General features: G+C 56.5%; 19 protein-coding genes and 1 tRNA gene. 13 read left to right on the forward strand and 7 right to left on the reverse strand.

Going from position 1 to position 19,066, the window contains the following annotated elements; genetic code table 11:
• Positions 1–5 precede the first annotated feature (5 nt).
• Complete coding sequence (locus JL015_RS22935) at positions 6–305, forward strand: YkgJ family cysteine cluster protein (RefSeq protein ID WP_201020092.1); 300 nt, start codon at positions 6–8, stop codon at positions 303–305.
• 111 nt (positions 306–416) lie between these two features.
• On the opposite strand, the gene JL015_RS22940 is transcribed toward JL015_RS22935, so the two are convergent.
• From JL015_RS22940 to hemA, 6 genes are all read right to left on the reverse strand, one after another.
• A complete protein-coding gene (locus JL015_RS22940; protein ID WP_201020055.1) occupies positions 417–935 on the reverse strand; it encodes an acyloxyacyl hydrolase in 519 nt (172 codons plus the stop codon).
• 117 nt (positions 936–1,052) lie between these two features.
• Positions 1,053–1,868, reverse strand: a complete 816-nt coding sequence (gene murI / locus JL015_RS22945; RefSeq protein WP_201020056.1) for a glutamate racemase — start codon at positions 1,866–1,868, stop codon at positions 1,053–1,055.
• On the reverse strand, positions 1,861–2,625 hold the full coding sequence (locus JL015_RS22950) for a molybdopterin-synthase adenylyltransferase MoeB (RefSeq protein WP_201020093.1): 765 nt from the start codon (positions 2,623–2,625) through the stop codon (positions 1,861–1,863). Before JL015_RS22950 ends, murI begins: the two co-directional genes overlap by 8 nt.
• On the reverse strand, positions 2,619–3,455 hold the full coding sequence (prmC, locus tag JL015_RS22955) for a peptide chain release factor N(5)-glutamine methyltransferase (RefSeq protein WP_201020057.1): 837 nt from the start codon (positions 3,453–3,455) through the stop codon (positions 2,619–2,621). The genes JL015_RS22950 and prmC overlap by 7 nt, the downstream gene beginning before the upstream one ends.
• Entirely contained in the window at positions 3,456–4,538 is a 1,083-nt protein-coding gene (gene prfA / locus JL015_RS22960) for a peptide chain release factor 1 (protein WP_201006504.1), read from the reverse strand. It abuts the gene before it with no gap.
• The gene (gene hemA / locus JL015_RS22965; protein WP_201006503.1) at positions 4,535–5,812 is read right to left on the reverse strand and encodes a glutamyl-tRNA reductase; all 1,278 of its coding nucleotides are present in this window, start codon (positions 5,810–5,812) and stop codon (positions 4,535–4,537) included. Before hemA ends, prfA begins: the two co-directional genes overlap by 4 nt.
• A gap of 226 nt (positions 5,813–6,038) precedes the next feature.
• Here hemA and JL015_RS22970 point away from each other — a divergent pair, with 226 nt between their 5' ends.
• The 10 genes from JL015_RS22970 to JL015_RS23015 all read left to right on the forward strand — a co-directional run bounded on the left by JL015_RS22970 (position 6,039) and on the right by JL015_RS23015 (position 16,540).
• Positions 6,039–7,766 carry a tetratricopeptide repeat protein gene (locus JL015_RS22970; RefSeq protein ID WP_201020058.1) on the forward strand — a complete coding sequence of 576 codons (1,728 nt, stop codon included), beginning with the start codon at positions 6,039–6,041 and terminating at the stop codon, positions 7,764–7,766.
• Between the two features lie 4 nt (positions 7,767–7,770).
• Complete coding sequence (gene lolB / locus JL015_RS22975) at positions 7,771–8,388, forward strand: lipoprotein insertase outer membrane protein LolB (protein WP_201020059.1); 618 nt, start codon at positions 7,771–7,773, stop codon at positions 8,386–8,388.
• Between the two features lie 2 nt (positions 8,389–8,390).
• Positions 8,391–9,239 (forward strand): 4-(cytidine 5'-diphospho)-2-C-methyl-D-erythritol kinase, encoded by an 849-nt coding sequence (gene ispE / locus JL015_RS22980; protein ID WP_201006499.1) that lies wholly within the window; start codon positions 8,391–8,393, stop codon positions 9,237–9,239.
• Positions 9,240–9,279: 40 nt separating this feature from the next.
• A tRNA-Gln gene (locus tag JL015_RS22985) sits at positions 9,280–9,354 on the forward strand.
• A gap of 46 nt (positions 9,355–9,400) precedes the next feature.
• Positions 9,401–10,342 carry a ribose-phosphate pyrophosphokinase gene (locus tag JL015_RS22990; RefSeq protein ID WP_025258597.1) on the forward strand — a complete coding sequence of 314 codons (942 nt, stop codon included), beginning with the start codon at positions 9,401–9,403 and terminating at the stop codon, positions 10,340–10,342.
• Positions 10,343–10,478: 136 nt separating this feature from the next.
• Positions 10,479–11,072, forward strand: a complete 594-nt coding sequence (locus JL015_RS22995; RefSeq protein WP_201006498.1) for a 50S ribosomal protein L25/general stress protein Ctc — start codon at positions 10,479–10,481, stop codon at positions 11,070–11,072.
• A gap of 165 nt (positions 11,073–11,237) precedes the next feature.
• Complete coding sequence (gene pth, locus JL015_RS23000) at positions 11,238–11,822, forward strand: aminoacyl-tRNA hydrolase (protein WP_201020060.1); 585 nt, start codon at positions 11,238–11,240, stop codon at positions 11,820–11,822.
• 21 nt (positions 11,823–11,843) lie between these two features.
• Positions 11,844–12,944: a redox-regulated ATPase YchF gene (gene ychF, locus JL015_RS23005; RefSeq protein ID WP_201020061.1), complete on the forward strand. Its 1,101-nt coding sequence runs from the start codon at positions 11,844–11,846 to the stop codon at positions 12,942–12,944.
• Between the two features lie 225 nt (positions 12,945–13,169).
• The gene (locus JL015_RS23010; protein WP_201020062.1) at positions 13,170–15,269 is read left to right on the forward strand and encodes a RecQ family ATP-dependent DNA helicase; all 2,100 of its coding nucleotides are present in this window, start codon (positions 13,170–13,172) and stop codon (positions 15,267–15,269) included.
• Complete coding sequence (locus JL015_RS23015) at positions 15,269–16,540, forward strand: DNA-processing protein DprA (RefSeq protein WP_236250262.1); 1,272 nt, start codon at positions 15,269–15,271, stop codon at positions 16,538–16,540. Before JL015_RS23010 ends, JL015_RS23015 begins: the two co-directional genes overlap by 1 nt.
• On the opposite strand, the gene JL015_RS23020 is transcribed toward JL015_RS23015, so the two are convergent.
• On the reverse strand, positions 16,513–17,703 hold the full coding sequence (locus JL015_RS23020; RefSeq protein ID WP_236250263.1) for a TDT family transporter: 1,191 nt from the start codon (positions 17,701–17,703) through the stop codon (positions 16,513–16,515). The genes JL015_RS23015 and JL015_RS23020 overlap by 28 nt on opposite strands.
• Positions 17,704–17,806: 103 nt before the next feature.
• On the opposite strand from JL015_RS23020, the gene JL015_RS23025 reads away from it, so the two are divergent.
• Both JL015_RS23025 and JL015_RS23030 read left to right on the forward strand, forming a co-directional pair.
• A complete protein-coding gene (locus JL015_RS23025; protein ID WP_201020064.1) occupies positions 17,807–18,718 on the forward strand; it encodes a LysR family transcriptional regulator in 912 nt (303 codons plus the stop codon).
• On the forward strand, positions 18,719–19,030 hold the full coding sequence (locus JL015_RS23030; RefSeq protein ID WP_201020065.1) for a DUF7693 family protein: 312 nt from the start codon (positions 18,719–18,721) through the stop codon (positions 19,028–19,030).
• Positions 19,031–19,066: the final 36 nt, after the last annotated feature.

Raw genomic sequence — 19,066 nt, forward strand, 5'->3', positions numbered from 1 at the left:
CGCTCATCACTCTGACACCGATTCCAAGCGAGCCGGCAGTCACTTGCTCGACCTGTGCGGCCTGCTGCTGCCAGCTGGAAGTCATGCTCATCACCGACACAGGCGTGCCCGAGCGCTATATCGATACCGATGAGTGGGGCGGCGAAGTCATGCTGCGCCTGGAGGACGGCTGGTGCGCGGCGCTGGATCGCAACACCATGATGTGTACCATCTACGAAAAACGCCCGCTTATATGCCGAGAGTTTGAGGCAGGTGCAGAAGAGTGCATGAACGAACGGCAGGGAATTGCGACAGCTTATCTCTGAGGGCGGCGGGTAGGAGCGAATTCATTCGCGAGACGGCATGGCAAACGATGGATAGGTATCGAATGTAGCGGCCTGTCGCGAATAAATTCTCCCCCGCCTGGTCGTTCACTATCAGAACGGCATCTTGTAATGCAGAGCGTAGCTTTCTATCCCGTCGTTCGGCTGTTTGATGCCAGCGTTGGAATAGTGAGTGGCGCGAATGCCGATTTCATGCCCGCCCGCAAAGCGCAGACCAAAACCGATGCGGTCTTCGAAGTTGAAAGCCGAGCCCAGCTTGTTGTCTTCAACTTGAGTATTGGAGAACACCGAAACACCAATCCCCGCCTCGATGTAAGGCTTCACACTCTGTCCTGAAAACTCGTAAACCAACACTGGCGAAAACGACAGGCTGTTATTGCTGGAGCGCTTGTCTCCATCCCAATACGTGTAGGCGCCATCCCAATAACCGGTCAGGCGACCTATATCGCTTTTCAACCAGCTTTTATCCCAATCGAACTGCACGCCCAGACGATAGGTCATCGTCGACTGGCTGGTATGACCTACCGAAAACTCAACGCCATCGGCTTGTGCCAGAGAGCTTTGCCCTGCGAGAACAGCCGATACCACGGCCGAACAAAAGAGTCGCTTCATAAGAAACATCCATTTCATATGGTAGTTGTTAGAAAGTGCTGGAAACTTGGCAGACGCACTATAGAAAGCAGCAGCAAAGCGTTGGTTCAGCCCCCAAAAGCTTTTTTCACGATTTTTTTACAAACCTAAGCTTCGCACACTGCCAGCGCTTTGCCATAGAGCTGGCAGAATTTTTTTGAAATCATTTGGATTACCACTCGTCCAGTAGGACGTTTCGCACCCGGGAGTCGTGGCAAGGAGGTCGGCTTGTGCCAAAAGACGCTGAAGCTGCCGGGCTACAGCGGCGCCAGTGTCGATCAGGCTGATGGAATCGGGAATCATCTGGCGCAGCAGCGGCTTGAGAAACGGGTAGTGAGTACAGCCTAGAATGATGGTGTCGCAGCCTTCAAGCAGCAGTGGCTCGACATAAGTCCAGAGCAATTGGCGAATGGTCGGGCTGAGGAGATCACCGGTTTCGATCAACTCCACCAATCCCGGGCAGGGTTGAGTAACGACCCGCACATCGTTGGCGAATCGGTCGAGCAAAGCGGCGAACTTGGCGCTTTGCAGAGTGCCAGTTGTCGCCAGAACTCCCACTACACCACTGCGAGTCGCGGCAGCGGCCGGTTTGACCGCAGGCTCCATACCAACGATGGACCAGTCGGGGTAGCGCTGACGTATCTGCGCAACGCCTGCCACTGTCGCGGTGTTGCAGGCCAGCACCAGCGCCTTGGCACCTTGCTCACGGAAGAAACCGGCAATCGTGAGGCAGCGCTGAATGATGAATTCCGGGCTCTTTTCGCCGTAGGGAATATGACCGCCGTCCGCGACATACAGCAGTGACTCGTTGGGCAGAAGCTGGCGAATCTCGGTGAGTACCGAAAGCCCGCCCACTCCAGAGTCGAATACCCCGACCGGCGCGCTACGGCTATAAGGCGGGCGAGCGTCAGTCATGCTTGCCTCTGGCAGCGCCACACACACCACATGCCGGATCACGCTTGACCTTCAGCTCCCGGAAACGAGTGGTCAGGGCATCAATCAACAACAGGCGGCCGACCAGAGGCTCGCCAAAACCCGCCAGCAGCTTCAAGGCTTCCAGGGCTTGCAGGCTGCCGACCAGGCCCACCAGAGGACCGACGACGCCAGCTTCACTGCAAGTCAGTTCGGCTTCGCTGCCGTGACCGTACAGGCAGTGATAGCAAGGGCTCTCGGCGCGGCGCGGGTCGAACACCGACAACTGGCCTTCGAGGCGGATCGCAGCGCCGCTGACCAGGGGCTTGCCTGCTGCGACGCAGGCCGCATTCACGGCTTCGCGGGTCGAGAAGTTATCTGAACAATCAAGTACCAGATCCACGCCTTGCACTGCTGCGCTCAGCGAGTCGGCATCCAGAGCGGCACGATAAGCGACCAGTTTCACTTCAGGGTTGATGGCCGTCAGACGTGCCATGGCTGAATCCACCTTGGCCTGCCCGATACTCTGGCTGTCATGAATGATCTGGCGTTGCAGGTTGGTCAGGTCGACGCTGTCGAAATCGGCCAGATGCAACTCACCAACCCCGGCAGCGCCCAGATACAGCGCCACTGGCGAACCAAGGCCACCAAGACCGACGATCAGCGCACGGCTGTTCTTGAGCCGCATCTGCCCATCGATATCGACGTGTTGCAGCAAGATCTGCCGACTGTAACGTAGCAGTTCCTGGTCACTCAGCACAGCAGGCATCCGAAGGTAATGCGCTCGTGCTCGCCCAGATCACGCCGGGTCTGCACCCGATCGAAACCACTGGCGGTGAGCAGGTTCCGCACTTCGGCCCCCTGGTCATAGCCATGTTCGAGCAACAACCAGCCGCCGTTGCGCAGATACGCCGGAGCCTGCTGGATAATGGCTCGCAGGTCGTCCAGGCCATCGGTGCCGGCAACCAGTGCGCTGCTCGGCTCGAAGCGAACATCACCGGCAGCCAGATGCGGATCGGCGTCAGCGATATAAGGCGGGTTACTGATGATCAGGTCGAACTGCTTCTCCTGATCCAGCGCGCTGAACCAATGGCTGTTAAGCACCACGGCGTTGTCCAGTTGCAAGCGCTGTCGGTTACGTTCTGCCAGAGCGACGGCTTCAAGCACACGGTCCACGGCCGTCACCTTCCACTGATGACGCTCACTGGCCAGCGCCAGGGCAATCGCCCCGCTGCCGGTTCCCAGGTCCAGAACCTGAGCGGGGGCAAAAGCCGGGATCAGTTCCAGCGCCGCTTCAACCAGCATTTCGGTTTCGGGACGTGGAATCAATGTATGGGGCGCGACTTCCAGGTCGAGCTTCCAGAAGCCTTGCTGGCCCAGGATATAAGCCACGGGCTCACCGGTACGCCTGCGTTGCAGGTAACCCGCAAAAGTCAGCGCCGCTTCGGTGCTGACAATGCGCTCGGGCCAGGTATGCAGGAAACTGCGCGGCTTGCCCAGGGCAGCGGCCAGCAGCAACTCGGCATCCAGTCGCGCCGTTGGTGAGTCGGGAAGTTCAGCGCTTCTTAACAAGCTGGCGATGATGGTCATTTACTCACCCAGTGCCGCAAGTTGATCAGCCTGATATTCAGCGAGTAGCGGCTCTATCACTGCATCGACCCCACCGGCCAGAACTTCATCCAGTGAATACAACGTCAGATTGACACGGTGATCCGTCACTCGCCCTTGAGGGAAGTTATAGGTGCGAATACGCTCCGAACGATCACCCGACCCCACCAGAAGCTTGCGCTCGCTGGCGATGGCATTGGCAGCGGCGCTGGTCTGCTGATCATTCAGTTTGGCAGACAACCAGGACATTGCCCGGGCTCTGTTCTTGTGTTGCGAACGTTCTTCCTGACACTCCACGACAATACCCGATGGCAAGTGGGTAATGCGAATGGCCGAGTCGGTCTTGTTGACGTGCTGCCCACCGGCACCGGAAGAGCGATAGGTGTCGATGCGCAGGTCTGCCGGGTTGATTTCGATGGCCTGCTGCTCGTCAGGCTCGGGCAATACCGCCACGGTGCAGGCCGAGGTATGGATACGCCCCTGGGACTCAGTCTCGGGCACACGCTGTACGCGGTGGGCACCGGACTCGAATTTCAGCTTGCCGTAGACATTTTCGCCTTCGACCCTGGCGATGACTTCTTTATAGCCGCCATGCTCGCCTTCGTTTTCCGACAGGATTTCCACACGCCAGCCACGACGCTCGGCATAACGCGAGTACATGCGAAACAGGTCGCCGGAGAAGATCGCCGCCTCGTCACCGCCCGTGCCCGCACGGATTTCCAGAAACACGTTACGGCCGTCGTTCGGGTCCTTGGGCAGCAGCATGCGTTGCAACTGCGCCTCAAGTTCCACCAACTGTTGTTTGGCTTCACGGACTTCTTCGACCGCCATTTCCCGCATGTCCGGGTCGCTGTCCTTGAGCAGAGCCTGCGCACCGTCCAGATCGGCCAGAACCTTGATGCGTTGTCTGTAAGCCTCGATGACAGGCTCTACTTCGGCATACTCACGGGAATAGGCGCGAAACTTGGTCTGGTCGCTGATAACTTCCGCATCGCCAAGCAGCGCGGTCAATTCTTCAAAACGGTCGCTGAGCACATCCAGCTTATTGAGCAGTGAAGCTTTCATTGCGAAGGTTTATCCGTCGAGCCCTCACCGAGGGCAAAAAGTTCCTGAGCCATGGCCAGCGCATCGACGCGGCCTTCGGCAGACAGCTTTTTAAGCTGAACGCTTGGAGCGTGCAGCAGTTTGTTGGTCAGGCCACGGGCCAGGTGAATCAATACTTCTTCTGCATTGCTGCCGTTGGCCAGCATACGCTGCGCCTTGCTCAGTTCCTCGTCGCGCAGCCGCTCGCTTTGCTGACGATAGGCACGCAGCACATCGACTGCCGCCAGCTCGCGCAGACGGGACATGAAGTCGTCGGCGCCAATACTGACCAGTTGTTCAGCCGCCAGGGCAGCACCCTGCCGGCTCTTGAGGTTTTCGGCGACCACTTCATGCAGATCATCGACGCTATACAGGTAAACGTCGTCCAACTCACCGACTTCAGGTTCGATATCGCGCGGAACAGCGATATCCACCATGAAAATCGGCTTGTGCTTGCGCAGCTTCAAAGCACTTTCAACAGCGCCCTTGCCCAGAATCGGCAACTGGCTGGCTGTAGAGCTGATCACGATATCGCTGTTGACCAGTTCTGCCGGGATATCCGAAAGCAGTACCGCATGGGCTCCAAACTCGGCGGCCAGGATGCTGGCACGCTCCAGAGTCCGGTTGGCGACCACGATACGCTTGACGCCCAGGTCACGCAGGTGCCGGGCAACCAGAGTGATGGTCTCGCCCGCGCCGATCAGCAACGCCTGACTGCGCTGCAAATCGCTGAAAATCTGTTTTGCCAGGCTGACGGCGGCAAATGCGACCGATACAGGGTTTTCACCAATGGCCGTGTCGGTACGAACCTGCTTGGCCGCACTGAACGTGGCCTGAAACAGGCGCCCGAGTAACGGACCAACGGTTCCGGCCTCACGGGCAACCGCATAGGCCGACTTCATCTGCCCGAGAATCTGCGGCTCTCCGAGTACCAGAGAGTCCAGCCCCGACGCTACGCGCATCATGTGACGCACGGCAGCATCGTCTTCATGTATGTAGGCGCTGGCGCGCAATTCATCCAGACTCAGTTGGTGATAGTCCGCCAACCACGCCAGAATGCTGTCAGCTGCGAGCTGGTCATGCTCGATATACAACTCGCTACGGTTACACGTCGAGAGAATCGCGGCTTCGCGACTGCTGGTAAGACGGCAAAGCTGCTGCAAGGCCTCGACCAACTGTTCCGGCGTAAATGCAACGCGCTCGCGAACGTCGACCGAGGCAGTCTTATGGTTAATACCTAGAGCAAGGAAGGCCATTCAGGGTCGCTGGTGGTGACGTGAAGCCAGCAATTGTCCTACTTCAATAAGCTCAGAACAACCACTGCATATTATTGTCCCACTAGAATCGCTCGTTGCAGGCCCCTCTTGAGGCCGGCGACGCCGCCAAAACCGCTGTTGCAGTAGTTTTTCCACGGGTGGTGGGTTTTGCCAACATCCTTGTGTCATGATGCTCCAAACCGCAGGTAAGCCGCCTTTCTTATATATGACTAGATCCTCCGCGTTGTTCCTTGCCCTTGTCTTTCTCGGCGGCTGCCAGTCCATGGCCCCCGTCTCACAGCAACCTGTGACTGCACAGAAAGACACTCCTCCCGCGCCTGAAGCAAAGCCGCTGGTCTATGGCTCGTTCACTCAGGAAACCCTGGTAAGCCTGTTGAGCGCCGAGCTGGCCGGCCAACGCAACCGTTTCGATATTGCGCTGGATAATTACGTCACTCAGGCGATCAAGACCCAGGACCCGGGCGTTTCCGAGCGCGCCTATCGCATAGCCGAGTATCTGGGGGCCGACCAGGCTGCTCTGGATACCGCCATGATCTGGGCACGCAACGACTCGACCAACCTGGAAGCGCAAAGGGCTGCCGCGATTCAGCTGGCACGCTCCGGACGCTATGACGACTCCATGATGTATATGGAGAAGGTCCTGCAGGGCCAGGGCGATACGCATTTCGACTTTCTGGCGCTCTCCGCAGCGGAAACCGACACTGATACCCGCAACGGCCTGCTCAAGAGCTTCGACCGGTTGCTGGGCAAGTACCCGAGCAATGGCCAGCTGATTTTCGGCAAGGCACTGCTGCTTCAGCAGAACGGTGACTCCGAGCAATCCCTGCGCCTGCTTGAAGACAACCCGCCAAAGGATGGCGAAATCGCGCCAATCCTGCTGCGTACACGCCTCTTGCAAGGCATGGGTCGCGGCAAGGAAGGGTTGCCGATCCTGGAAAAAAGCCTCAAGAAATACCCCGAAGACAAACGCCTGCGCCTGACCTACGCCCGCATGCTGGTCGAACAGAACCGCATGGAAGATGCCAAGGTGCAGTTTTCCAGCCTTCTGCAGCAATATCCCGATGACGACGAGCTGCGTTTCTCGCTGGCACTGGTCTGCCTGGAAGCCAAGGCGTGGGACGAAGCAGCCGGTTATCTGGAAGAGCTGGTGGAGCGAGGCGCACATGTCGACTCCGCTCACCTGAACCTGGGCCGCATCCACGAAGAGCGCAATGATCCGCAAAGCGCTCTTGCCGAATACGCACAGGTCGGGCCGGGCAGTGACTTCCTGTCTGCCCAGCTTCGCCAGAGTGACATTCTGATGAGCAACGGCAACGCCGCCGAAGCCTCGAAACGCCTCGCCGAAGCCCGCGATACTCAACCGGACTACGCGATCCAGCTGTATCTGATCGAAGCCGAAACCCTGACCAGCAACAATCAGCCCGATCGCGGCTGGCAAGTACTGAATCAGGCGCTCAAGCAATACCCGGACGATGTGAACCTGCTCTATACCCGCGCCATGCTGGCGGAAAAGCGTAATGATCTGGCGCAGATGGAGAAAGACCTGCGGGCGATCATCAAACGCGAGCCGGAAAACGCCATGGCCCTGAATGCTCTGGGTTATACCCTCTCGGATCGTACGACCCGCTATGCCGAGGCCAGGGAACTGATCGAAAAGGCCCACAGCCTGACTCCCGATGACCCGGCCGTGCTCGACAGCCTGGGCTGGGTCAATTACCGCATGGGGAACCTGGACGAAGCCGAACGCCTGCTGCGCATGGCACTCGAACGCTTCCCGGACCACGAAGTTGCCGCTCATCTGGGCGAAGTCCTGTGGGCCAAAGGCGAACAGCGTGAAGCCCGTAAAGTCTGGGGCAAAGCCCTTGAACAGCAACCTGACAGCCCTATTCTGCGTGGCACACTGCTGCGCCTGACCGGATCAGAGAATCTTTGACGTTATGTTTTTGCGCCATGTAATCGTATTCAGCCTTATCGCCCTGCTTGCCGGCTGCGCCGGCATGACCTCCCGAGAAGCCCTTCAGGGCAAGGGCAACTCAGCGCAATGGCGCGAGCACAAACAACAACTGAGCAGCCTCGACGGCTGGCAGATCAACGGCAAGGTCGGTATTCGGGCCCCCAGGGATTCCGGCAGCGGCACCCTGTTCTGGCTGCAACGCCAGGATTATTACGACATTCGCCTCTCCGGCCCTTTGGGACGCGGTGCGGCACGCCTGACGGGTCGTCCTGGCGGCGTAAGCCTTGAAGTGGCCAACCAGGGCCGCTACGAAGCGACAACGCCGGAAACCCTGCTGCAAGACCAGTTGGGCTGGAAACTCCCGGTTTCCCATCTCGTCTGGTGGGTGCGCGGCCTTCCCGCCCCCGACAGCAAGAGCCGTCTGACACTGGATGACGACAGCCGACTGGCCAGCCTTGAACAGGATGACTGGCAGGTGGAATACCTCAGTTACATCGAGCAGAACGGTTACTGGTTGCCTGAGCGCATCAAACTGCATGGCCAGGATCTGGATGTCACGCTGGTCATCAAGGACTGGCAGCCTCGCAAACTGGGGCAATGAACATGAGCACGCCAAGCCTGACCCTGCCCGCTCCCGCCAAACTGAACCTGATGCTGCACATTCTTGGCCGTCGTCCTGACGGCTATCACCAACTGGAAACCATTTTTCAGTTTCTCGACTACGGCGACGAACTCGGCTTCGCCGTTCGCGAGGACGGTGAAATCCGCCTGCAAACCGATGTCCCCGGCGTTCCTCACGACAGCAATCTGATCGTCAAGGCTGCCCGGGCATTACAGAAACAGTCCGGTTGCACACTGGGCATGGATATCTGGCTGGAAAAACGCCTGCCCATGGGGGGCGGCATCGGTGGCGGCAGTTCGGATGCAGCAACGACCCTGCTTGGCCTGAACCATCTGTGGAATCTTGGCTGGGATGAAGATCGCCTGGCTGCTCTGGGCCTGACGCTGGGGGCTGACGTCCCGGTTTTCGTGCGTGGACGTGCCGCATTTGCTGAGGGTGTCGGAGAAATCCTCACCCCTGTAAACCCCGAAGAACCGTGGTATTTGGTGCTTGTGCCGCAAGTATCTGTAAGTACAGCAGAAATTTTTTCAGATCCACTGTTGACACGTGACACGCCTCCCATTAAAGTGCGCCCCGTTCCCAAGGGAAACAGTCAAAACGACTGTAGAGCGGTTGTAGAGAAGCGTTATCCAGATGTACGTAACGCTTTGAATTTGCTAGGTAATTTTACCGAAGCAAAATTAACCGGAACTGGAAGTTGTGTGTTTGGGGCCTTCCCAAACAAAGCTGAAGCTGATAAAGTCTCGGCCCTTCTTACAGAGACCCTTACAGGGTTCGTAGCAAAAGGAAGCAACGTTTCGATGTTGCATCGCAAGCTACAAATTCTGTGAAAAAGGAATTGAGTGCCAGGCACTCAGATTGATTCAATACAGGGGCGTCGCCAAGCGGTAAGGCAGCAGGTTTTGATCCTGCCATGCGTTGGTTCGAATCCAGCCGCCCCTGCCATTTTCTATACTCATCCAGGTATACCCTCAGCCTCCAGGTACTGCGCGTGTCCAAGATGATGGTCTTTACGGGGAATGCTAACCCCGATCTGGCTCGGCGTGTAGTACGTCAGCTGCATATCCCATTGGGTGATGTCTCTGTCGGCAAATTCTCCGACGGCGAAATCAGCACTGAGATCAATGAAAACGTCCGCGGTAAAGACGTCTTCATTATTCAGCCGACTTGCGCTCCGACTAACGATAACCTGATGGAACTCGTCGTGATGGCTGATGCCTTCCGCCGTTCCTCAGCGTCCCGAATCACTGCTGTGATTCCTTACTTTGGTTATGCCCGCCAGGATCGCCGTCCGCGCTCCGCACGTGTTGCAATCAGCGCGAAAGTCGTTGCTGACATGCTGACCGTGGTGGGTATCGACCGTGTTCTCACGGTTGATCTTCATGCTGACCAAATACAAGGTTTCTTCGATATTCCGGTAGATAACATCTACGGCTCCCCTGTCCTGGTGGATGACATCGAAGATCAGCGCTTTGAAAACCTGATGATCGTTTCCCCGGATATCGGCGGTGTCGTGCGTGCACGTGCTGTTGCCAAATCCCTGGGCGTTGATCTCGGGATCATCGACAAACGCCGCGAGAAAGCCAATCACTCCGAAGTGATGCATATCATCGGTGATGTCGAAGGGCGTACCTGTATTCTGGTCGATGACATGGTCGATACCGCCGGTACTCTGTGCCACGCGGCCAAGGCCCTGAAAGAGCATGGCGCTGCCAAGGTCTTTGCCTACTGCACACACCCTGTGCTGTCGGGTCGGGCGATCGAAAACATTGAAAATTCCGTGCTGGACGAACTGGTGGTCAGTAACACCATCCCGTTGTCCGCTGCTGCACAAGCCTGTAGCCGTATCCGTCAACTGGATATCGCACCGGTAGTCGCTGAAGCGGTTCGCCGTATCAGCAACGAAGAATCGATCAGCGCGATGTTCCGCTAAGGGTTTTCCCTGGCATTCATCTCGTCGACGAAAAGCGCCCCGCCCTGACATTCGGTCAGGGCGGGGCTTTTTTGCCCATATCGCTTTGGCGCTGGTCGCAAACGCCAGGCGAGTGTGGTTATTTTGGAGAAACAAAATGAATGATTTCACTCTGAATGCTGAACTGCGTTCCGACCTGGGGAAAGGTGCGAGCCGCCGCCTGCGTCGTCTCGCAAGCCTGGTTCCAGCTGTTGTCTACGGTGCTGACAAAGCGCCTGAGTCCATCAGCATGCTGGCTAAAGAAGTTGCCAAACTGCTCGAAAACGAAGCTGCTTTCAGCCACGTTATCGAACTGAACGTTGGTGGCACCAAGCAGAACGTCGTTATCAAGGCTCTGCAACGTCACCCGGCCAAAGGCCACGTACTGCACGCTGACTTCGTTCGCGTTGTTGCCGGTCAGAAACTGACTGCAGTCGTTCCTGTTCACTTCATCAACGAAGAAGCACCGGTCAAGAAAGGCGGCGAAGTCTCGCACACTACTTCTGAAGTAGAAGTGTCCTGCCTGCCTAAAGACCTGCCTGAGTTCATCGAAGTTGACCTGGCCAAGGCCGTCATCGGTACCATCATCCACCTGTCCGACCTGACCGCGCCTAAAGGCGTTGAGTTCGTCGCACTGGCGCATGGTAACGACCTGGCTGTTGCCAACGTTCACGCTCCACGTGTAGCACCAGAAGAAGGCGCTGCCGAGTAATTCATTTACTTGGTAACGTCGGAGTTGCTCAGGAAACATCGCGAGCGATAGCAGGCAAAGCGGGCGAGATCGCGGAGTTTACATCATGGTAAATGAGCACTTTTCGTCCACAACTGCCGTTTTCGCAAGCGGTGTTATCCACAACTCCAAGGAAGAGCCCCTGTCGTGACCGCCATAAAACTGATCGTTGGCCTGGGAAACCCTGGCACAGAATACGAACAGACCCGGCATAACGCAGGGGCTCTTTTCGTTGAGCGTATTGCTGCGGCGCAACGAGTCAACCTCGTTCCCGAGCGCAAATTCTTTGGCCTGACCGGACGCTTCACGCATCAGGGTCAGGATGTTCGTCTGCTGATTCCTACCACCTACATGAACCGCAGCGGTCAGGCTGTAGCGGCACTCGCCAGCTTCTATCGCATTGCGGTCGACTCCATTCTGGTAGCGCATGACGAACTCGACCTGCCTCCCGGCGTTGCCAAACTGAAAGTTGGCGGCGGGCATGGCGGTCATAACGGCCTGCGCGACATCATCGCGCAGCTCGGTAACCAGAACACTTTCCATCGCTTGCGGCTTGGCATCGGCCACCCAGGCGATGCCAGCAAGGTATCCGGTTTCGTCCTGGGTCGAGCGCCACGCGCCGAACAGGAAAAACTGGATGCCAGTATCGACTTTGCCCTCGGCGTGCTGCCGGATATCTTCGCCGGTGAATGGAACCGGGCGATGAAAAACCTGCACAGCCAGAAGGCCTGACATCACTCGAGGGTAAACACCATGGGATTCAACTGCGGCATCGTCGGCCTGCCTAACGTCGGCAAGTCCACCCTGTTCAACGCCCTGACCAAATCCGGCATTGCGGCAGAGAACTTCCCCTTCTGCACGATCGAACCCAACACCGGTATCGTGCCGATGCCCGATCCACGTCTGGATGCCCTGGCCGCCATCGTGAAACCCGAGCGCGTCCTGCCGACCACCATGGAGTTCGTCGACATCGCCGGTCTGGTTGCCGGTGCCTCAAAAGGTGAAGGCCTGGGTAACAAGTTCCTGGCCAACATCCGTGAAACCGATGCCATCGCCCACGTGGTCCGCTGCTTTGAAGACGAGAACGTCATTCACGTTTCCAACAGCGTCGACCCCAAGCGCGATATCGAAATCATCGACCTCGAACTGATCTTTGCCGACCTCGACAGTTGCGAGAAACAACTGCAGAAAGTCACTCGCAACGCCAAGGGCGGTGACAAGGATGCAGTGGCCCAGAAAGCCGTGCTCGAAAAACTCATCGCCCACTTCACTGAAGGCAAGCCTGCACGCAGCCTGATGAAAAGCATGAGCGCTGACGAGAAGCTGGTAATCCGTGGCTTCCACCTGCTGACCAGCAAGCCTGTGATGTACATCGCCAACGTTGCCGAAGACGGTTTCGAGAACAACCCGTTCCTGGACGTCGTCCTGGCCATCGCTGAAGAAGAAGGCGCGATTGTCGTACCGGTCTGCAACAAGATCGAAGCTGAAATCGCCGAGCTTGAAGAAGGCGAAGAAAAAGACATGTTCCTCGAAGCCCTGGGCCTCGAAGAGCCTGGCCTGAACCGCGTGATTCGCGCCGGTTACGAACTTCTCAACCTGCAAACCTACTTTACCGCTGGCGTAAAAGAAGTCCGTGCCTGGACCGTCCGTGTAGGCGCCACCGCGCCACAAGGCGCTGCCGTGATCCACACCGACTTCGAAAAAGGCTTCATCCGCGCCGAAGTCATTGCCTACGAAGACTTCATCCAGTTCAAGGGCGAAGCCGGTGCCAAGGAAGCCGGCAAATGGCGCCTGGAAGGCAAGGAATACATCGTCAAAGATGGCGACGTGATGCACTTCCGCTTCAACGTCTGATGCCTGCCGTGGGTTGCCACGGATGCTGATGAACTCTCAAAGCCCCCGTAATCGCCATGCGATTCGGGGGTTTTGTGTTTCTTCAGGCCGCATAGTCATGCATATGGTGGACAGAGTCGATAGCACATGCACAGGAAACAAACTGTTCACTTTCGTAGGGATCAGGCTAGAGATTTATGCGAACATGCCACCGAACAGGAGCTGTAACGAGAAAGGATCTCAGCGATGACACACAACGAAGCGGAAAAACTCTTGCAAGCCGCATTACAAAACCCAGCGGCGCAATTTCGAGACGGGCAATGGGAAGCCATTGATGCATTGGTCAACCAGCGCAAGAAAATGCTGGTCGTGGAGCGTACCGGCTGGGGCAAGAGCTCCGTGTATTTCATCAGCACAAGGATTCTGCGAGATCGCGGACAGGGTCCGACAATCATCGTTTCCCCCTTGCTGGCATTGATGCGGAATCAGATCGAATCGGCTACTCGGCTGGGTATTCGTGCAGTCACGCTCAACTCCACGAATCGGGATCAGTGGGAAGAGTCCAGACAGCAAATACTTGCCAATCAAGTCGATTGCCTGTTGATATCCCCAGAGCGATTGGCCAACGATGAATTTATCGAAAGCACACTGCAACCGATTGCTGACCGGATCGGCTTGATGGTCATTGATGAAGCTCATTGCATTTCTGACTGGGGACATGACTTCCGGCCAGACTACCGCCGCATCCTCAATATCCTGCAATTTTTGCCAACCAATACGCCCGTACTGGGCACCACCGCCACGGCAAACAATCGCGTGATCAAAGACATTCTCGATCAATTAGGTGAAATCACTATCCAACGCGGCCCCCTGGTACGCGAGAGCCTTGCTTTACAGAACCTTCGTCTCCCGGACCAGGCAAGTCGATTGGCATGGCTGGCCGAAAACATCCCGCAGCTCACAGGCACCGGTATTGTCTATACGCTGACACAGCGCGATACGGATCAGGTATCTGACTGGCTGAACGACAACGGCATCAGCGCAGCAGCCTATTATGGCAGCGTCACACATCCTGACTTCCCCGAAAGCGATGACTACCGCCAGCATCTTGAAGCCCGCCTACTCAATAACGACCTGAAAGTACTGGTTGCCACATCCGCTCTCGGCATGGGCTATGACAAACCCGATCTGGGTTTTGTCATCCACTATCAGACACCGGGCTCTCTTGTTGCCTACTACCAGCAGGTTGGCCGAGCTGGCCGAGGGATTGATTACTCGGTTGGCATACTGATGTCAGGCAAGGAGGACGAAGATATTCATGATTTCTTCCGCCGCTCTGCCTTCCCGAGTCAGGGACAAGTGCGCCATATTCTGGACAAGCTGAAACAATCCGATGGACTGAGCATTCGAGACCTGGAAGAACACAGCAACCTTGCGAAAGGCCAGATCGAAAAAACCCTGAAATACCTGAGCGCGGAAAAAAAACCTCCCGTGATCAAGACCAACAGCAAGTGGCACTTTGTAGCCGCTGACTACCACCTCGATGAAGCACGCATCTCCCAATTGACCCAGCTTCGCAAGCAGGAATGGGCAGAGGTCAATACGTATCTGGACTCCAAAGATTGCCTGATGGCCTTTATCCGCGGAGCACTGAATGATCCAGCCCATGAAAACTGTGGCAAGTGTGCCAATTGCCTAGAAAACAATATTGTACCTGCACAGCTCAATGCTGAACTGATGCATCGTGCAGCAACCTTTATCCGCCATGCCGAGTTTCCAATAGAACCGCGCAAGCAGGTCGCCAAAGGCGCTTTCGTGGAGTATGGCTTTCCTACCCATCTTCCATCTGCCTGGCTAGCCGAAGAAGGGCGGATACTGTCACGCTGGCGCGATAGCGGTTGGGGGCAATTGGCAGCTACGGGTAAGGAACAGAATCACTTCGATGATGCGCTGGTAGAAGCGATGGTGGAAATGATTACCCAACGCTGGCAACCTACACCGACTCCTGCCTGGGTGTGTTGCGTTCCATCGCTTGGGCATCCAGATCTGGTACCGTCCTTTGCTCGCCGGTTGGCAACGGCCTTGAAGATTCCCTTTGTCAATGCAGTCAGCAAGATCAAGGAAAACCAGCAGCAGAAGCACCAGAACAACAGCTTCCATCAATGCAAAAATCTCGATGGTGTATTCGCTCTTTCAGAGGAGCTACCTGAAGGCCCAGTGCTATTGGTCGATGACATGGTCGACTCACGCTGGACGCTGACAGTGATAGCAACCCTACTACGTCGCGCAGGCAAAGGTCCTGTTTTTCCTTTAGCAATCTCCTCCACTGCAAACAAAGAAGCATGATGAATACCAATAACCAGGCCATTCTTTTGATGACTTGCCATTTTTCCAAGTCTGCAAAAAGCGACGTAAAACCACTCTCACCTACGGAGTGGGGGCGTTTTGCGCTCTGGCTGAATGAGCAAGGCAGTACTCCTGCAAGCCTGGTCAGCGAAGACCCTCGCCACGTACTGCACAAATGGTCCGACTCTGGAATCACGCTAGAGCGCATAGAGCAGTTGCTCAATCGCGGCCATGCGCTGGCCTTTGCACTTGAAAAGTGGAGCCGGGCCGGAATCTGGGTACTGACTCGCTCGGACAATGACTATCCAAAACTGCTCAAGCAAAGACTACGTACCGCAGCACCAGCTGTGCTGTTTGGCTGCGGTAATGCATCTCTGTTGAACCTGCTCGGTATCAGCGTCGTTGGTTCTCGAAATGCCAGTAGCGCAGACCTTGATTATGCGCACACATTTGGACAGCGCCTTGCGCAAGCAGGACTCAGCGTAATATCCGGAGCAGCCAAGGGTATTGATGAGGAATCGATGCTGGGCGGACTGGAAGGCGAAGGTTCGGCAGTCGGGGTAATGGCCGACAGCTTGTTTAAAGCGGCTACATCCTCCAAATGGCGTCAGGGGTTGATGAACAATAAGCTGGTGCTGGTTTCCTCTTTCAGTCCTGAAGCGGGCTTCAATACGGGTAATGCCATGGCCCGTAACAAGTACATTTACGCGATGAGCCAGGCTTCGGTTGTCGTGCATTCCGGTCGCAAGGGTGGCACCTGGACTGGGGCAATGGAGAATCTCAAGAAGTCCTGGGTTCCCCTCTGGGTGCATCGCAGCATGGATACTGAATCCGGTAACTCGTTACTGGTGAGTGAGGGCGGACAGTGGCTGGATGACAACACGGAATCGCTTGATGTCAGAGCACTGCTTTCGCACAACGATAGTGTGAAACCGATTGCCGACTTACTGACCTCTACACCTGCAGAGGCATCTGAGTTTTCCCAAGTGACAGAGCAGGAAAGTCAGTTGCCAGAATATGGCGCTGAAAAACCTGAGCCCCCCATCGATACCCCTGACTTGAGTTTCTATCAGATCTTTTTGCTGAAACTCGAAAAGATTGGCAGAGCCGTTACGGTAGATGAGCTGGCGGAAGAATGGACCATCCCTAAAACACTGATCAATAACTGGCTTAAACAATCCATCGAAGAGGGCCAAGTGAAAAAGCTGAAAAACCCTGTACGTTACCAGCTTTCCTCCATCGATCAGTTGGGACTGAGCCTGCACACCTGATCCCCCGCCCTTCCCAACGAAGCAATACAAGGCGACACAAACAGGTTGCCACGATAAGCCCCGGCCCATGTCCTGGAGGCAACGATCAGCCACATCACGGCCAGCATCATCACCAGCACGACGCCCAGCACATCGAAAAATACCAGATGCAAGATCGCGCCCAGCTTCAGGGTGGTGGCTGCGTATACGCCCAACGGGAAGATGAAGCCCCACCAGCCCAGGTTGAACGGAATGCCGGTCTTGAAGTAACGCAGGGTGATCAACAGGGCGAGCGTAAGCCACCACAGGCCAAGCCCCCAGAACAGAATGCCGACAATCAGGCCGAGCCCTTTGGCAACGTCACCGATGCTTGCCAGGCCATTGGCTGCAAAGATGGCTGGCGAGTCGGCCCCCAGCACCAGCATACCCATGGCACCGGTTCCAATCGGGCCCAGGGACAACCAGCTCGACGCGGCCATGCTTTCGTGAGGCAGTTTGTGCAAGGCCATGCGCAACAGCAGGATCACCAGAATGCTCAGGGCAACCGGCACGGAATACGCCCACAGCACGTAACTGGTGATGAGCATGGTGAACTGCGCGCTGGCATCAGCGAGATGAGGAGCAAGCATACCGCCACTGGCAGCGGCGACTTCGGCAGCCACGACGGGCAAGAGCCATACAGCCGTCATCTGGTCGATACTGTGCTGTTGGCGGGTAAACATCATGAAAGGAATCAGCACCCCACAAGCCAGCGCCATTGCCACATCGATCCACCACAAGGCCTGAGCCAGTGCAATCACCGAAACTCCCCAGCGCGGTAGTCCGTACAGGAGCAGCCCACTGATGATCGTGGCCAGGCCCATGGGAATCGTCCCGAAGAACATCGAGACAGTGGAGTGACCGAAAACCTGTTTGGCCTCATCGAAAAACAGTACCCAGCGACTCGCATACATCACGCTGAACAGCACGAACAATCCGATGTTGAAAAGCCAGAGAGCCTCGCCCACGGTCTTGAGCAGTGGCACGGAAAAAGGCAATTGCCCCAGCAGCAAGGCCAGAATACCTGTGCCCATCGTTACGGCAAACCAGTTGGGAGTGAATTGCCGGATAGCTTCCCGCGGGCTCGACAGAGCAGCCAATGGACGACCACGCCCCATAATCGCTGCTGAACTGATGTTGCTCATGTGCATATTCCCGCTTGATGGCATAAGCCCAGTCTAGGGAACGCAAAATAATTATAAAAATGGGTAATATAGGTTTCGCTTACCCATTTTTCAGGTAGATCGAGTGAAGCTGAGCCTTCGTCAATTGCAGATTTTCTGCGCCATCAGCCAACATGGCAGCACCACCAGCGCGGCACTTGCGGTGTCGTTGTCACAATCGGCCACCAGTGCCGCGCTGAATGAACTGGAAAGCGCTCTTGATACGCGCCTGTTCGACCGAGTAGGCAAGCGCCTGGTACTTAACGACAACGGCCACGCCTTGCTGCCTCAGGCCAGAAAGATGCTCGAAAGCGCACAACAGATCGAGGCCAGCTTCCAGCCCGGCAACGTGGATGTGAAAACGCGCCTGCGAGTAGGCTGCAGCACCACGATAGGCAACTATGTGCTGCCGCTGATTCTTGGCGAATTGCGGCAGTCGGCTCCTCTGCTGCAGATAGATGTCGAGATGGGCAACAGCATGACCATCGCCAGAAAAGTCGCCGACTTTGAAATCGACATGGGGTTAATCGAAGGCCCCTGTCATTTGCCTGAACTCAGTGCCGAGCCGTGGCTGGTGGATGAACTGTTGATTGTCGCCGGCAGCCAGCATCCGCTGGCCAAGCAGGAAAACATCACCCTGAGCGATCTGCAGGATGCCGAATGGCTGCTGCGTGAGCCGGGCTCTGGCACCCGCGAAGTCGTCGAACAGTTGCTGCTGCGGCATTTACATGGTCTGTCCGACATCCGGCAGATCGGCAGCTCCGAAGCCATCAAACATACTCTGGCCCAAAGCATCGGTATCAGTTGCCTGTCGCGTTGGGTGGTGGCCGATCTGTTGGCCTCAAAACAGCTGAAGGTTCTGAGCGGAGATCTTCCACCCTTTACCCGACGATTCTTTCTGATTCGCCATCGGGAAAAATTCCTCTCGGCGGGTCTTGAGCGTTTCTGGAACAGTTGCAGCCGGTTTGAGGAAAACCGTTTGCAGGGAGTGAAATAGATGCAGCCATTGAGCGCACGCGAGGTCTATCAGCAGCTGCGAGACACGGCGCAGGGCATTCACCCTCTGCGGCTCGGGCAACCGCTCGAATCGGGTCTGCTGCAAATCATTATCGAAGGCTGGTGCATGACCCTCGATGTCAGCGACAGGCATCTGCACCATTGCCAGCACTGCCTGAGCCCTGATGGCAGGGTATGGAGCCTGGATACTCAACGCTACGGCACAGACCCGGTCAGCCTGCTCAGCACCTGGGAGCTGGCGCAGATCGAGCGATTACTGTTCAAGGCCTGCGATAGCGATTTTTCCATGTAAAATGCTGCCTTGTACTATCGTCAGGTCAGCTTGTCC

The organism is Pseudomonas cichorii, from assembly GCF_015471405.1.
Classification (GTDB): Bacteria; Pseudomonadota; Gammaproteobacteria; order Pseudomonadales; family Pseudomonadaceae; genus Aquipseudomonas; species Aquipseudomonas serbiensis.

Coding starts and splice junctions, on each gene's coding strand:
- JL015_RS23015 (WP_236250262.1), top strand. CDS start 15,269: ATGAATACCAATAACCAGGCCATTCTTTTGATGACTTGCCATTTTTCC.
- ychF (WP_201020061.1), top strand. CDS start 11,844: ATGGGATTCAACTGCGGCATCGTCGGCCTGCCTAACGTCGGCAAGTCC.
- prfA (WP_201006504.1), bottom strand. CDS start 4,538: ATGAAAGCTTCACTGCTCAATAAGCTGGATGTGCTCAGCGACCGTTTT.
- lolB (WP_201020059.1), top strand. CDS start 7,771: ATGTTTTTGCGCCATGTAATCGTATTCAGCCTTATCGCCCTGCTTGCC.
- JL015_RS22970 (WP_201020058.1), top strand. CDS start 6,039: ATGACTAGATCCTCCGCGTTGTTCCTTGCCCTTGTCTTTCTCGGCGGC.
- ispE (WP_201006499.1), top strand. CDS start 8,391: ATGAGCACGCCAAGCCTGACCCTGCCCGCTCCCGCCAAACTGAACCTG.
- prmC (WP_201020057.1), bottom strand. CDS start 3,455: ATGACCATCATCGCCAGCTTGTTAAGAAGCGCTGAACTTCCCGACTCA.
- murI (WP_201020056.1), bottom strand. CDS start 1,868: ATGACTGACGCTCGCCCGCCTTATAGCCGTAGCGCGCCGGTCGGGGTA.
- hemA (WP_201006503.1), bottom strand. CDS start 5,812: ATGGCCTTCCTTGCTCTAGGTATTAACCATAAGACTGCCTCGGTCGAC.
- JL015_RS22940 (WP_201020055.1), bottom strand. CDS start 935: ATGAAGCGACTCTTTTGTTCGGCCGTGGTATCGGCTGTTCTCGCAGGG.
- JL015_RS22995 (WP_201006498.1), top strand. CDS start 10,479: ATGAATGATTTCACTCTGAATGCTGAACTGCGTTCCGACCTGGGGAAA.
- JL015_RS23010 (WP_201020062.1), top strand. CDS start 13,170: ATGACACACAACGAAGCGGAAAAACTCTTGCAAGCCGCATTACAAAAC.
- JL015_RS23030 (WP_201020065.1), top strand. CDS start 18,719: ATGCAGCCATTGAGCGCACGCGAGGTCTATCAGCAGCTGCGAGACACG.
- JL015_RS23020 (WP_236250263.1), bottom strand. CDS start 17,703: ATGAGCAACATCAGTTCAGCAGCGATTATGGGGCGTGGTCGTCCATTG.